General features: G+C 47.9%; 11 protein-coding genes, 1 tRNA gene and 2 pseudogenes. 9 read left to right on the forward strand and 5 right to left on the reverse strand.

All coding sequences use genetic code 11. The features are described from left to right. Positions 1-187 precede the first annotated feature (187 nt). The gene (locus Q4A89_RS05795) at positions 188-1,567 is read right to left on the reverse strand and encodes an aminopeptidase P family protein (protein WP_303184297.1); all 1,380 of its coding nucleotides are present in this window, start codon (positions 1,565-1,567) and stop codon (positions 188-190) included. A gap of 88 nt (positions 1,568-1,655) precedes the next feature. On the opposite strand from Q4A89_RS05795, the gene Q4A89_RS05800 reads away from it, so the two are divergent. The 8 genes and pseudogenes from Q4A89_RS05800 to Q4A89_RS05835 all read left to right on the forward strand — a co-directional run bounded on the left by Q4A89_RS05800 (position 1,656) and on the right by Q4A89_RS05835 (position 11,074). Beyond that, complete coding sequence (locus tag Q4A89_RS05800; RefSeq protein WP_303184298.1) at positions 1,656-4,328, forward strand: hypothetical protein; 2,673 nt, start codon at positions 1,656-1,658, stop codon at positions 4,326-4,328. Between the two features lie 159 nt (positions 4,329-4,487). Next, positions 4,488-5,462: a PhoH family protein gene (locus Q4A89_RS05805; RefSeq protein ID WP_303184299.1), complete on the forward strand. Its 975-nt coding sequence runs from the start codon at positions 4,488-4,490 to the stop codon at positions 5,460-5,462. Between the two features lie 20 nt (positions 5,463-5,482). Next, the gene (locus Q4A89_RS05810) at positions 5,483-6,430 is read left to right on the forward strand and encodes a phosphoribosylaminoimidazolesuccinocarboxamide synthase (RefSeq protein ID WP_303184300.1); all 948 of its coding nucleotides are present in this window, start codon (positions 5,483-5,485) and stop codon (positions 6,428-6,430) included. Positions 6,431-6,436: 6 nt separating this feature from the next. Beyond that, a complete protein-coding gene (ubiE, locus tag Q4A89_RS05815) occupies positions 6,437-7,201 on the forward strand; it encodes a bifunctional demethylmenaquinone methyltransferase/2-methoxy-6-polyprenyl-1,4-benzoquinol methylase UbiE (RefSeq protein ID WP_303184301.1) in 765 nt (254 codons plus the stop codon). Next, the gene (locus Q4A89_RS05820) at positions 7,198-7,941 is read left to right on the forward strand and encodes a shikimate dehydrogenase (protein ID WP_303184302.1); all 744 of its coding nucleotides are present in this window, start codon (positions 7,198-7,200) and stop codon (positions 7,939-7,941) included. Before ubiE ends, Q4A89_RS05820 begins: the two co-directional genes overlap by 4 nt. A gap of 75 nt (positions 7,942-8,016) precedes the next feature. Then, positions 8,017-10,275, forward strand: a complete 2,259-nt coding sequence (locus Q4A89_RS05825; RefSeq protein WP_303184323.1) for a GH92 family glycosyl hydrolase — start codon at positions 8,017-8,019, stop codon at positions 10,273-10,275. A gap of 92 nt (positions 10,276-10,367) precedes the next feature. Further along, a pseudogene (locus tag Q4A89_RS05830) lies at positions 10,368-10,641 on the forward strand (site-specific integrase); the annotation flags it as partial. Positions 10,642-10,648: 7 nt separating this feature from the next. Next, positions 10,649-11,074, forward strand: coding sequence for a selenium binding protein (locus Q4A89_RS05835; RefSeq protein WP_303184303.1), 426 nt, complete (start codon positions 10,649-10,651; stop codon positions 11,072-11,074). A gap of 260 nt (positions 11,075-11,334) precedes the next feature. Here the strand turns inward: Q4A89_RS05835 and Q4A89_RS11705 are convergent. Together Q4A89_RS11705 and Q4A89_RS05845 are read right to left on the reverse strand one after the other, a co-directional pair. Beyond that, a pseudogene (locus Q4A89_RS11705) lies at positions 11,335-11,571 on the reverse strand (plasmid recombination protein); the annotation flags it as partial. A gap of 78 nt (positions 11,572-11,649) precedes the next feature. Next, a tRNA-Gly gene (locus tag Q4A89_RS05845) sits at positions 11,650-11,725 on the reverse strand. 72 nt (positions 11,726-11,797) lie between these two features. On the opposite strand from Q4A89_RS05845, the gene argB reads away from it, so the two are divergent. Further along, a complete protein-coding gene (argB, locus tag Q4A89_RS05850) occupies positions 11,798-12,565 on the forward strand; it encodes an acetylglutamate kinase (protein ID WP_303184305.1) in 768 nt (255 codons plus the stop codon). Positions 12,566-12,581: 16 nt separating this feature from the next. Here argB and Q4A89_RS05855 read toward each other — a convergent pair whose 3' ends face one another. Both Q4A89_RS05855 and ispE read right to left on the reverse strand, forming a co-directional pair. Next, entirely contained in the window at positions 12,582-14,399 is a 1,818-nt protein-coding gene (locus tag Q4A89_RS05855) for a YgiQ family radical SAM protein (RefSeq protein ID WP_303184306.1), read from the reverse strand. Continuing rightward, positions 14,396-15,199: a 4-(cytidine 5'-diphospho)-2-C-methyl-D-erythritol kinase gene (gene ispE / locus Q4A89_RS05860; RefSeq protein WP_303184307.1), complete on the reverse strand. Its 804-nt coding sequence runs from the start codon at positions 15,197-15,199 to the stop codon at positions 14,396-14,398. The genes Q4A89_RS05855 and ispE overlap by 4 nt, the downstream gene beginning before the upstream one ends.

Raw genomic sequence — 15,199 nt, forward strand, 5'->3', positions numbered from 1 at the left:
GCGGGAGACAAATCACAACTGTGATTTGTTAGAAACAATTTGCAGGAGATAAATCACAACGGTGATTCATCAAAAAACAACGGCGCCCCCGGACTCTCCGCCGCGATGGAAACAGAAAAACAGGGAAGGCGAATCCACTGAACGGTCTGCCTTCCCTGCTCGTTATCGATTGAAAAAGTAGCTGCGTTTAGCCTTCCCGTAATGCTTCGACAGCGGCAACGCTGCGGTCGATTTTTTTACCCAACAACTTCGACCCGTCAGGCGTGATAAGATAATCTTCTTCGTTACGGATACCGCCGAAATCTTTGTATGGAACCACCTTGTCGTAGTTGATGAATTCCTCGAACATCTTTTCGCTCTTCCAGCGGTCAATCAGTTCGGGGATAAAGTATATGCCCGGCTCGATAGTCAATACGAAACCGGCCTCCAGTTCGCGCGCCAGTCGCAACGATTTACGCCCGAACTGCTTACTCTTCGGCTTCTCGTTATAACCGACATAGACTTCGCCAAGGTTCTCCATATCGTGCACATCGAGCCCCATCATATGCCCCAGTCCGTGCGGAAAGAAGAGCGCGTGCGCTCCGGCTTGTACGGCTTCGGCCGCATCTCCTTTCATCAGTCCGAGATGTTTCAATCCGTCGACAATCGTTGCCGCGGCCAAATCGTAGACTTCTTCGAAACGAATACCGGGACGCAGAGCGGCTACGGCTGCTTCGTGGCTGGCTACCTGAATTTCGTAGACTTCACGCTGGCGGGTCGTATATTTCTTATCGGCCGGCACGGTCGAGGAGAAGTCGCCGGCATATCCCATTTCCGTCTCCGCGCCGGCGTCGACGAGGAATAAATCGCCGTTTTTCACCATGTTTCCGTGATAATGGTTGTGCAGCGTCTGACCGTTCACCGTGGCGATGATCGGGAACGACAATCCGTAATTGTGTGAAGCCGCTACTTCCTGAATGGCCGCCGCCACTTCGCATTCGCGTATTCCCGGCCGAACCATCCGCATCGCTCTCAGGTGCATGTCGGCCGTTACGTTACAAGCCTTTTCGATTTCTACGATTTCCTCGTCCGTCTTATAGTTACGCAAATTGACAACCCCGCGGATAAACGCCACGGAAGGCTTTTCGGCGCCGGGCTCTATCCCGAGCAGGCTCCAGAGTTTGATTTTATGTTCGGCGCGATAGCTGGGCAGATAATGAATCGTTTGACCTTTCTCTAGGGCGCTTTTCAGGTAGGTCGCCACTTGTCCCGAAGGTTGCACGTTCGTAATCCCTGCCGCTTCGCTTTTCTCGTGCAATGTCGGCTGTGTTCCCATCCAAACGATGGCGTCCATGGTCAGTTCATCGCCGAAGATGATCTCTTTGTTCTCGTCGATGTCAATGACGGCAGCCAATCCGGCATACGGCAGTCCGAAAAAGTACAGGAACGTCGAATCCTGTCGGAAGGGATACGTGTTATCTTCGTAATTACAGCCTGCTTCATCGTTGCCGAGAAACAGTAACAACCCCGACCCCACAGCTTTTTTCAGGGCTTCCCGTCGTTGAATATAAGTCTCTTTCTTAAACATAACAATGATTTTTTTTGAATTAAGTTAAACAAAGGTACGGTATTTTTTTGTTACCTTTGTCAAGTCATCCTGAAAATTTGGAATAAAAATGATGTCTGAAAAAGAACAGTTACCTCTCCATATACCTTTTGACACCGCTTCGCAAAGCGGCGAACAGCCCGTGTCAACTTCTTTTCTTCAACGCCCTTATTACGCGGCTTTTCTTCAGCGGCTGGGATTGCGCGAAATCAAAGACCAAGTACAATATCTCCTGACACAGCGCGATGCGAAAAACTGGAAGCCGACACTCGAAGAAGTCGCTTCGGCCATGCAGCAACTGTGCCGCGAAGGCGAACTGACTTGGGCACAAGCGTTGGAGGTTTTGGAATTCGTCATCGCGAAGTTAGACCGCAACAAAACCGTTTCGCCCTGTGTCCGAGCATACATGTGTCACGACGGAATACGGCGCACCGTTTTGCGGATGTTCAACGAATCCATCGGTAGTCGATACACCGATTTGACCGAACTTTCCTACCGTATCGCCGACCATCCCGACGAAGCCAACGAAACGTTCAACACCATCCGCATCTGCGACCCGGCAATGGGCTCCGGTTTCTTCCTGATACAGTCGCTCAACGAAATGATCGCCGTCAAATCGCAGCTCGGCATCCTCTCCGACAAAGACGGCAACCCGCTTTCTATGTACCGGGTGCTGGTACACGACGGCAAACTCGTCGTACGCGATAAGCGACGCTCCGAAACCATCGAACTCGTTGCGGACACTCCCGAAAGCCAACGCATACAGGACGCGTTGACGAAAGAAAAACAAACCCTGATCGAACATTGTCTTTTCGGGGTCGATATCGACCCGATTGCCGTGACCATAGCGCGCATCCGCCTTTGGATCGAAGTGCTCAAACATGTATGTGGCGATGACTCCGAGCCTCTTTCTCTGCCGCTGATTGAGCCGAATCTGCGGTGCGGGGATGCCCTTGTCAGCCGGATCTCCATACACGACGACCTCAAACCCGTCTTCCAGCGCATCGGCTGTTCGGTAAGCGACTATAAAACGCTGGCCGACGATTATAAAAAAGCAACCACCCGGGAAGAAAAAAATACGATCGCGGGACTGTTGGGAGGCATTAAGCGGAAGTTGCAGATGGAAATCACGTGGGATGACAAAAACAACGAAGAACTGCTTCGTTGGCAACGCGAATTGGCCACGCTCAAAGCGCCGAGTCTCTTCGAAATGAACGAAGAAGAAGTCAAAGCCGTAAAAGCCCGCCTGCTCGACGCGCAGGCAATGGTCGATAAATACAAGCAAAAAATCGAAGACTCGAAGAATAATCCGATTTATAAACACGCCGTCGAATGGCGTTGCGACTTCCCCCAACTGCTCGATGAATCGGCCGATTTTATCGGCTTTCATCTGGTCATCGGGAATCCGCCGGATACGCTCGTGCAGATTGGCAGCGAACCGATCGATATCTACAAACAGCTCAACTACCGAGCGTATAAACGCACGGGCGAAGTCTCCAGCCTCTTTTATGAACTCGGTAATAAACTGCTCAAACCCGAATATTACCTCTCTTACATCGCTTCGAGCGGATGGATGAAATCGGTTCAAGCCAGTAAGATGCGTCAATATCTCATGGAAGAGACGAACCCGTTGCGCACAATCGAATTTAGCGACAGTTGTAAGTTCGATAAAACGTTGGCCGACCATGGCATTGTCCTCCTCCAGAAAGCCCCCAACCGGTATCGGACATTGAATTGCTGCATCAAGAGCGATTTTGATCCGCAAACCTCCGACTGGGAACGTTATCTGACCGACCATGGAACGTATGTCTCTTCGGCCGAAACGAATGCAGATGAGACAGAACTCTCTTCTTCGTCCGCGACGAGTTTCGTCATCCTCACCGAGACGGAAAAACATATCCGCGGAAAAATAGAACAGACCGGAACGCCTCTCGAAGCATGGGACATCCAATTATATTCGGGTATCCGAACAGGCCTCGACGAAGCTTTTATCATCGACGGAGCTACGAAAGACGAATTTATTCTGGCCGATTACAAAAATGTCGATATCCTCAAACCCTTGCTGAAAGGAGAAGATATCCGTCGTTACATCCCCGAAAAGTCCGATCAGTGGCTCATCTATGTGCCCTGGCATTTCCCCCTGCTTTATGACCGGACCATCACTACGGCCTCCGAACGCGCCGAACAACGATTCCGACAGCAATATCCCGTTATTTACGAACATCTGGCCTCGTACCGGAGTAAACTTTCCGCACGCGATACGGCAGAAGTCGGTGTCTCGTTCGAGTGGTATGCCTTGCAGAATTACGCAACCAGCAATGAGTGGGACGACTTTACGCAGCAGAAGATCGTTTGGAAACGGGAAACGGCTGCTTCCGCTTTTTGCCTCGACTATCGGGGATGCGCTACATTAGACACGACTTGTTTCGCGACAGGACAGCATCTCAAATATTTGCTTGGAGTACTCAATTCCAAGCTGGGAAGATATATGCTGCAAGATGCGCCGCATCTCCCTAACGGCGACATGCAAATCAGCATTCTCACCCTTGAAGCCTTGAAAATACCGGTTCCCAATATCAAAGTCGAATCGGAAGTCATATCGCTCGTTAATAAACGTACATCCGACGTGCATAAATCGGAGAACGAGGAACTCGATGCCAAAATCGATCGCCTCGTCTACGAGATGTATAACCTGAATGAGGAAGAACGACGTTTTATTGATTCAAATATTTCACATACATAAGTATGCAAAAATCTTCTGAAGAGATACCGTATCCGGTATACAGTCCGGGCGCAACGATATTTTGTCCGGAACATGTCGTACAATCTACATTTATTCGTATTTTTGCGGTTTCAAAATCCGGCATGAAAAGAAAGACAAACAGGGACAACGGGCTTGGGTATGATTGAACGAACGTATATTTTGGAAAGTGTGGATCCGGTTGCATTTTATGGCGTGAACAACGTCAATATGCAATTGCTTAAGACGTTGTATCCCAAACTGCGTATCGTAGCCCGAGGAAACATCATGAAAATCATTGGCGACGAAGAGGAGTTGGACGCCTTTCTCCGCAAAATCAAAGAAATCGAAAAGTATTGCGAAGAATACAACACGCTTTCGGAAGAAGTCTTGACCGATATTGTCAAAGGAAAAGATGTGGCTCCGGTCAGGCAGGAGCATCAGATCATTCACGGTGTAAATGGCAAAGCGATTGTCGCCCGTTCGGCCAATCAGCAATTGCTGGCCAAAAGTTTCGAAGAAAATGATTTGACGTTTGCCATCGGGCCGGCCGGATCCGGTAAAACATTCGTCGCCATAGCTTTGGCCGTGAAAGCGCTGAAGAGCAAACAGGTGAGAAAGATCATCCTCAGCCGTCCGGCAGTCGAAGCCGGTGAGAAGTTGGGCTTTCTGCCCGGCGAAATGAAAGATAAGCTCGACCCGTACCTCCAGCCGCTCTACGACGCGTTGCAGGAAATGATTCCTCCGGCCAAACTCCGAGAGTACATGGAACACAACGTCATTCAGATAGCCCCGCTGGCCTTTATGCGTGGACGTACGCTGAACGATGCCGTCATCATCCTCGACGAGGCGCAAAATACGACAAGACATCAGATCAAAATGTTTCTTACCCGTCTCGGACTCAATGCCAAGATGATCGTTACGGGCGATGTAACCCAGATTGACCTTCCTCCACAAGCCGCTTCGGGTCTTGTACATGCCATGCAGGTGCTCCGTAAAGTACAGGGTATCGGGAAGGTGGAGTTCGAGAAAAAAGATATTGTGCGCCATAAACTTGTGCAGCGCATTGTCGAAGCGTACGAGAAAAACGACAAACAATCCGACGCACAGGAAACAACAACCCAACGAAACAAATAACTTCTTTATATACAGATTATATGAAAGCATTAGTTAAAACAGAATTTCAATTTTCCGGACAAAAAAGTGTGTATCACGGCAAAGTTCGCGATGTATATAACATTCACGACGAAAAGCTCGTCATGGTCGTAACCGATCGCATCTCGGCGTTTGATGTCGTACTGCCCGAAGGGATTCCTTACAAAGGTCAGATGTTGAACCAGATTGCTGCCAAATTTCTGGATGCTACGAAAGATATCTGCCCGAACTGGAAACTGGCTACGCCCGATCCGATGGTTACCGTCGGCTTACAATGCAAGGGCTTTCCGGTCGAAATGATTGTGCGCGGTTATCTCTGTGGCAGCGCGTGGCGTGCCTATAAGGACGGAGTGCGCGAGATTTGCGGCGTGAAAATCCCGGACGGAATGAAGGAGAACCAAAAGTTCCCCGAACCGATCATCACCCCGACCACGAAGGCTGAAATGGGGATGCATGACGAAGACATTTCGAAGGAAGATATTATTAAGAAAGGACTGATGTCACGCTCCGATTACGCTACGCTCGAGAAATATACGCTCGCGCTCTTCGAACGCGGTACGCAAATGGCCGCCGAACGCGGTTTGATTCTTGTCGATACGAAATACGAATTCGGAACTTACGAAGGCGATATCTATTTGATTGATGAAATTCATACGCCCGATTCGTCGCGTTATTTTTACTCCGAAGGGTATGAAGAGCGTTTTGCCAAAGGTGAACCGCAACGCCAATTATCGAAAGAATTCGTACGCGAGTGGCTGATGGAAAACGGATTTCAGGGTAAAGAAGGACAGCAAGTGCCCGAAATGACGCCGGCTATCGTCGAAAGTATTTCGAACCGTTACATTGAGCTGTACGAGCATATCACCGGCGAAACGTTCGTGAAAGCCGGTACAGAAAATATCCTCGCACGGATTGAAAAGAATGTGACGGAGTATCTGAAAAAGAAATAGACACGTATGTCTGTCGAGGTGGAACGAGTGTTGCCATACGCGGGCGACGAAGACAAAGGGACACAAGTTAGGCGGATGTTCGACACCATTGCCGGACGATATGACATGCTCAATCACATGCTCTCGTTCGGCATCGACCGTGCCTGGCGCAGGAAGACGGTTGAGTCGCTTCGTCCTTTTTCGCCGCAACGCATTTTGGACGTTGCATCAGGCACGGGCGATCTGGCTCTGCTGATGTGTCGCCGGTTGAAGCCGCAGCAAATCGTTGCGGCCGACCTTTCGGAAGAAATGATGGCCGTCGGACGACGGAAAGCAGCCGAAGCAGGCTATGCCTCTCGCATTTCTTTCGAGCAGCAAGACTGCATGGCGTTGACTTACCCCGACCATTCGTTCGATGCCCTAACCGTCGCTTTCGGGGTACGTAACTTTGCCGACCTCGAACGCGGCTTGTCGGAGATGGCGCGGGTGCTCCGCCCTGACGGACAACTAAGGATACTGGAGTTATCTACGCCCGCGCATTTCCCGATGAAGCAGCTTTACACGCTCTATTCGAAAACATTTATTCCTCTGTTGGGAAGTTGGTTCAGTCTCGAGAAATCAGCCTACCGCTATTTGCCAGCCTCGATACGAAAGATGCCGCAAGGGGGTGAGATGGCACGATTACTCGAGAAACAGGGATTTACGCATGTGCAGGTAAAGAGATTTACCGGAGGCGTTTGTTCGCTTTACTGTGCTACGAAACACGGAAATTCAACGACAATCGACAAATGAAAAAATATGGTTTAATCGGATATCCGCTGGGACATTCTTTTTCCCGGAACTTCTTTAATCAAAAGTTTCAATCGGAAAAAATCGATGCGGAATACGTTAATTTTGAGATTAAAAACATCAAAGAACTGAAAGACGTCTTGCATGATCATCCCAATTTGTGCGGATTGAATGTGACGTTACCTTATAAAACGGCGGTTATTCCGCTGCTTGATGACCTTACGGAAAATGCCCGTAACATCGGCGCAGTCAATGTCATCAAATTCAAACGCGGGCATTTTGGGAAGCTCAAACTAATCGGACACAATTCCGATATTACGGGCTTCAAACAATCGATCGAACCATTGCTGTATGCGTCACATACGAAAGCGCTTATCCTCGGAACAGGCGGAGCATCGAAAGCAGTCTTTCATGGGCTCAAGCAGTTGGGGGTAGGAGCGACGTATGTCTCACGAACCAAACAGAATGCCGGCTTCACTTACGATGAGCTTACGCCCGCCATCATGGAACAATATACGGTAATCGTCAATACCACCCCGTTGGGAATGTATCCCAAGGTCGACGAATGTCCCAATATTCCGTATGAGTGCGTGGGTCCCGATCATCTCCTTTATGACTTGCTCTATAATCCTGATGAAACGCTCTTTATGCGTACGGGAAAAGAGCGTGGAGCCGTTGTCAAGAACGGTCTTGAGATGCTTCTTTTGCAAGCGTTCGCGGCATGGGACATTTGGAACAGATAAATACACAAATAACAGAGAAATAATATCATGACGAAAAAGATAAAACAAAATATCCGTAAAATCGCGGCAAGTTGGATGCTGCTTGGTTGTATTGCTCAAGTAGGTGCAGAACCGTTCGACCCCGTAGAATATGTAAATCCGTTAATGGGTTCGCAATCGGTGCACGAACTATCTACAGGTAATACGTATCCGGCCATCGCTCGTCCGTGGGGGATGAACTTCTGGACTCCGCAGACCGGGAAGATGGGGGACGGATGGGCGTATATCTATACGGCTCATAAGATACGGGGATTCAAACAGACGCATCAGCCCAGTCCGTGGATCAACGATTACGGACAATTTTCGATCATGCCTGTAGTAGGTGCGCCCGAATTTGATGAAAACAAACGTGCCAGTTGGTTTTCGCATAAAGCGGAAGTTGCAAAGCCATACTACTATAAAGTGTATCTGGCCGAACATGACGTGGTGACGGAAATTACGCCGACCGAACGGGCTGCCATGTTCCGGTTTACGTTTCCGGAGAACGAACATGCTTATATCGTGGTCGATGCTTTCGATAAAGGATCGTCCGTGCGGGTGATTCCGGAAGAGAACAAGATCGTCGGTTATACGACGAAGAACAGCGGAGGCGTACCGGAGAATTTCAGAAATTATTTTGTAATCGTCTTCGATAAACCGTTTACATACCGTGCTACGTTTGCCGATCAAACGTTGCATGCGGACAAATTAGAGCAAACGGCCGGACATACAGGCGCCGTGATTGGCTTCCGGACGAAAAAAGGAGAAATCGTCCATGCACGGGTCGCTTCGTCTTTTATCAGTCCGGAACAGGCTGAACAAAACCTCAAAGAACTGGGTAACGATCGTTTCGATGCGATAGCCGCACAAGGGAAAGCCGAATGGAACAAGGTACTTGGACGTATCCGTGTAGAAGGAGGAAGCCTCGACCAGTATCGTACGTTCTATTCATGTTTATATCGCTCATTGCTTTTCCCGCGAAAGTTTTACGAAGTGGATGCCGACGGAAAAATCGTGCACTACAGTCCGTATAACGGAAAAGTACTGCCCGGATTTATGTACACCGACACGGGTTTTTGGGATACTTTCCGCTGCCTGTTCCCGTTCCTGAACCTGATGTTTCCCGAGCAAAACAAGGAAATGCAGGAAGGACTGATTAATACTTACAAGGAGAGCGGTTTTTTCCCCGAATGGGCAAGTCCGGGACATCGTGACTGTATGATTGGAAACAATTCGGCATCGGTACTCGTAGATGCCTATATGAAAGGAATAAAAGTCGAGGATGTGGAGACGCTGTATCAGGGATTAATCCACGGAACGGAACATGTACATCCGAAAGTGTCTTCGACAGGGCGCCTCGGACACGAATATTACAATCGGCTGGGCTATGTGCCGTACGACGTAAAGATCAGGGAGAATACGGCTCGTACACTCGAATATGCGTATAACGACTGGTGTATCTACACATTGGCAAAAGCATTGAAACGTCCGAAGAAAGAGATCGCACAGTATGCCCGGCGAGCGATGAATTATCGGAATGTGTTCGACAAGGAAACGAACCTGATGCGTGGACGCAATGAAAACGGTACGTTTATGTCGCCATTTTCGCCCTTGAAATGGGGCGATGCTTTTACGGAAGGAAACAGTTGGCATTATACGTGGTCGGTATTTCACGATCCGCAGGGATTAATCGATCTGATGGGTGGCCGCCAGGCGTTCGTGACGATGCTCGACTCTGTATTTACCGTTCCGCCGTTGTTCGACGAGAGCTACTATGGCGCAGTGATTCATGAAATACGCGAAATGCAAATCATGAATATGGGGAATTACGCACATGGTAATCAGCCTATTCAACACATGATTTATCTCTACAACTACGCCGGTGAGCCCTGGAAAGCCCAATACTGGTTGCGCCGTGTGATGGATCAGCTTTATTTGCCGACTCCCGACGGATATTGCGGTGACGAAGATAACGGGCAAACATCGGCATGGTACGTCTTTTCGGCATTAGGATTCTATCCCGTATGTCCGGGAACAGACGAATATGTGTTGGGGGCTCCGCTGTTCAAAAAGGCGACACTGACATTCGAAGACGGCAAGCAGATGGTTATCAACGCACTGGAGAATAACGCCCATAATGTTTACGTGGAATCGTTACATCTGAACGGACAACCGTACACCAAAAACTATGTGAAGCATGCGGATTTGCTGTCGGGCGGTACGCTCGACTTCCGCATGTCCGATCACCCGAATCATAACCGAGGAACAAACCCTTCGGACTTCCCGTACTCGTTTTCAGTATCGGAAAAGAGGTAGGATAGGAGAAAGGGAGGTTCTTTCTCTTGAACCTTCAGAAAATATCAAAGACACTCAATGTTTTGTTTTATATCTGTTTGTATTGATATTCGATAGCCAATCAAAAGATGAATGACTACCTCAAAGAGTTGGCGGAGCTGGCTGGCATAGACGAGCCTGTGCGTCAGACCTACTACCGAGGCAACGAACGCATAGACGAGGTAACGCCCAAGTATGCCCTGCTCAGGACGCACGCAGGTCGTCGCACCTTTATTTTTAGTGCCCTCGCTCTCGGTATCCCTCCGCAGGTGGAAAGCGATGAAGTCCTACATCGACATTGCAGACGACATCAAGGCGAACACCATAAGTAAATTTAACGAATTGTAAATTAATTATGTATGAAAAATATACAAAACAAGCTCTTCCTTCCAAGGAGTATCGAGAGTTGTTGGGTAGCGCAATTTGTGTTTTCAACTCCAACAATGCCTTCATTATAGAGAATATACTCAGAGAAGATTCTTCTCAGAAGTACAATTGGTGGGATTTAATCGATAGAATGTCTGGCCAATTGAACTCTCCGATAGAAAATACTATTACAGCTAAAGCTGGGCCGGAAATTTCTGAACTTTTTAAGAATATCACAGCAATGAGAAATCGGATAGTCCACTCTTTTCAAATAACAGATGTTGATGGTGAACAACGGCTTGCAACCAAATATAAGGACGGTCGCCAAGAGGTTATATGTGAAAATTATTTACATGAATTCATCCGATTGAATGAGTGCTTGTCCAGCAAGCTACATGAATTCAGAGGATATTAAATTCAAAACATGACAGTAATACAAAGTATTGGTCGGGAAAAAATCTCCTCCATTGCACGCTATCGGGTCGGATATCGAGCAAACGCAAGGTGCATACCGTGCGTGTCCTGTCCTGAAAAAGGTTGACAGTAGTTTTCGTTCTTATCGTTTCTTTTTTCTTTCATGATTTACGCCACTTTTGAGGAATGTACCTGTCGGGGGTAAATAAACTCAAAGCCGAATGAGGACGTTTGTTGTTATAAATTTCCACTCTAGCCTTGGACAATCGGCACGACTGTGGCATGGATGTGGGGCGTCTTTTCGTCTGCGTGCAATGTAGCTGCTACTATATGCTCCAAAAGTCTCCCGAAGCCAATCCATTGGAAGCCTCTCACCTGACCAGTCTGCTCAATGCAAAGGATATCCTCGTGTGAGCCTGAGAGGATAAATCGCAAGGCGCGCACTTGGTTATCTGAAACTTTTCTGTAGATACCTGCGATCGCAATGCTGTGCTCGATTGGTCTTTGGTATCGCCAGAAAACGAGCAAAGGTTCTACAATTACTCGTAAAACCTTTGATGTTTAATTGTTTGGACTTGGAGCGGCAAACGAGACTCGAACTCGCGACCCTCAGCTTGGGAAGCTGATGCTCTACCAACTGAGCTACTGCCGCACGATTAAAGTTGCAGGCGCAAAAGTACATCATTCTTTTCATTTTTTTGTATTTTTGGCGAAAAAAAATCGGATGGAGAAATTAATATTAGTCAAGGTAGGAGGGAAGGTCGTTGAAGAGGAAGCCTCGCTGAACCGATTACTTGCTGATTTTTCGAAAATTGATAGTTTGAAATTACTCGTTCACGGCGGTGGACGAATGGCGACGGAAGTAGCGGGACAATTAGGGATAGAGAGCCAAATGGTCGAAGGGAGACGTATTACGGATGCCGAGATGCTCAAAATCGTGACCATGGTGTACGCCGGATGGATCAATAAAACCGTGGTGGCACGCTTACAGGCTTTAGGCATTGATGCTATCGGGCTCACGGGGGCAGATATAGACATGATACGTTCAATCAAACGGCCGGTCGAGCGGATGGATTACGGCTTTGTTGGTGACGTAAAAAAGATCCGCCTCGATATGCTACACATGTTGCTTATGCAGAAGATTGTACCCGTCGTTGCGCCAATTACCCACGACATGAACGGGCAACTGCTCAATACAAATGCCGACACAGTGGCCTCCGAACTGGCTAAAGCTCTGGCCAACCGGTTCGATGTGACCCTGATTTATTGTTTCGAGAAAAACGGCGTATTGCGCGACCAGAACGACGAAAAGAGTGTGATTCCATTGATAGATCAAACCTTATTCAACACATACAAAGAAAATGGAATCATTCAAGGAGGAATGATTCCTAAACTGGAGAATGCCTTCAAAGCCGTTGATGCCGGAGTAAAAGAGGTGATTATTACGAAAGCCACAGAACTGGGTAAAAACAGCGGAACGAGAATAAGTTAAGGGTTTTCTATCCCATTCAGCCCTTCGAAAGCTTCTGTATCAAGTCGTTTCGTTTTATACTGCGCAGGTAGCGCATGATTCGGGAACGAAATTCGGGCTGATACCAGAAAAAGAACTGACGCTGAGCGAGCTTTTCTTCTTTCGTTCGGGCGCATTCAAGCTTTTCGAGTGTATAAGGATGAAATCCGGTGTAAAAAACCTCCGTTGCGACTGTCATGGGGGTAGGAGTGAAATCCTGAACCTGTTCGAGATGAAAGTTTTGCTGCTTCGTTTTAACGGCCAACTCCGCCATGTGAACTGCCGAACATCCGGGATGACTTGAAATAAAGTACGGAATCAATTGTTGTTTTAAGCCATTCTCTTTGTTGATACGATCAAATATTTTACGGAATGTTTCGAACTGCGCGAATGAAGGTTTTCGCATCACCTTCAATACATCTTCTTCCGTATGTTCCGGCGCCACTTTCAGACGTCCCGAAACGTGATGCTTGATCAGTTCTTCGGTATACTCTCGCGCTGCTGTACGCAAGGCTTCGTTATTATACGGATGCAGTAGCAAATCGTATCGTACGCCACTACCGATAAACGTTTTCTTGATACCGGGAATCTTATCAGCCTCCCTGTATAACTCAAGGAGAGGAGCATGATCGGCATTCAGATTTTTGCATACGACGGGATGAATACAAGATGGCTTTTTACATTTCCGGCAGATACGTTCGTCCTTCCCCTTCATCCGATACATATTGGCGGAAGGTCCACCTAAATCACTGATATATCCCTTGAAACCGGGCATCTCTGTGACGGCCTTCACCTCTCGCAAGACAGATTCTTTGCTGCGCGAAGCAATAAATTTGCCCTGATGCGCAGAAATGGTACAGAACGCGCATCCACCGAAACATCCGCGATGAATATTGACGGAAAATTTAATCATCTCGTAAGCGGGAATGACCTTATCTTTATATTTAGGATGCGGCAGACGGGTGTAAGGCAGATCGAACGAGGCGTCGATTTCGGCAGTTGTCATCGGAGGATAAGGAGGATTGACAACGATTGATCGTTTGCTTGTCTGCTGAATCATCCGCGATGCTTCGTGCTTATTCGATTCTTCTTCAATGATGCGAAAATTCTGTGCCTGCTTACGTTTATCCTTCAAACATTCTTCGAATGAAAACAGGCGGATATCCTCCGCTCCTATAGGTTCATGATGCGAGGTGATATACGCAGTCTGTGGAATGTCTCTGATCGTCTGAAACGGAACACCTTGCTTAAGGCGTCGTACCAGTTCGCAGATAGGTTTTTCTCCCATTCCGTAGATAAGCAGATCGGCCGGACTATCTGCCAAAATACCTGGTTTCAGTCGGTCTTGCCAATAGTCATAATGTGCCAGTCGGCGCAGTGAGGCTTCGATTCCACCGAGGACAACAGGTACTTCGGGAAATAATTCTTTTAGAATTTTCACATAAACAATGCTCGGATAATCAGGACGTAATCCCGGCTGATGGTTCGGAGAGTAAGCATCATCGCTACGCAAACGTTTGTTTGCCGTATAATGATTGACCATCGAATCCATCGCCCCCGGAGAGACTCCGAAGAACAACCGGGGGATGCCTAATTTCTTGAAATCTCGATAGTCTCCTCGCCAATCAGGTTGCGGAACAATACCCACACGCAGCCCTTCGGCTTCGAGTATACGCCCGATTACGGCAGCTCCAAAAGAAGGATGATCAACATATGCATCGCCGCTGAAAAGGATCACGTCCAGATATTCCCAGCCGCGTATCTCCATTTCTTTTTTAGTCGTCGGCAACCAGTCGGTGAGTCGGTAAGTATTCATTGGGTTTTTCCTTTCCATACGAAACAACCGGGAAAGGAAAGAGAAATATCATGTTCAAACAATCCGAAAACAGCCGATCCCGACCCTGACATAGACGCATAAACAGCCCCCTGAGTATAGAGTTCATTTTTAATTTCTCCGATAATCGGGAAACGTGAAAAGACACTCGTCTCAAAATCATTCTTTAACACATTTTTCCACTCCGATACCGGAAGTCTGATAATCTCGTCCAATGAATGCGGCCGTTGTGACGGTTTCACCATCGAATATGCGTCTTTGGTCGATACGAATACATCCGGCTTGACGATATATAACGTGTATGAGCCGAGAGATAAATCGATGGGTTCGAAAACATTTCCTATTCCCGACGCTTTCACCGGACGATTGCGGATAAAAAACGCACAATCGGCTCCAATTCCGGACGCTATTTCTTCCAATTCATCGTCGGAGACAGACAGTTCGTAATATTCGCGAACCAGCTTCAGCATGAAAGCCGCATCAGCCGATCCTCCGCCAAGTCCCGCACCGAAAGGAATCGCTTTTTTCAGATAAACGGCTAACGGTGGAATCGTATATTGTTGCCGCAATGCTCGGAGGGCTTTGAGGACTAAGTTATTTTCCGGGTTCGAATCCAACGTCATTCCGGAACATTGGAAAAAGTCTTTTTCGGCCGGTACAACTTCCAAGGCATCGCATAGCGGAATCGGATAAAAAATCGTTTCGAGATCATGATATCCGTCCGGTCTTTTCCCGACAACGAACAGTCCTAAGTTTATCTTGGCATTTGGAAAGCAAATCAT

The sequence above is a fragment of the Tannerella sp. genome, assembly GCF_030528505.1.
Classification (GTDB): domain Bacteria; phylum Bacteroidota; class Bacteroidia; order Bacteroidales; family Tannerellaceae; genus Tannerella.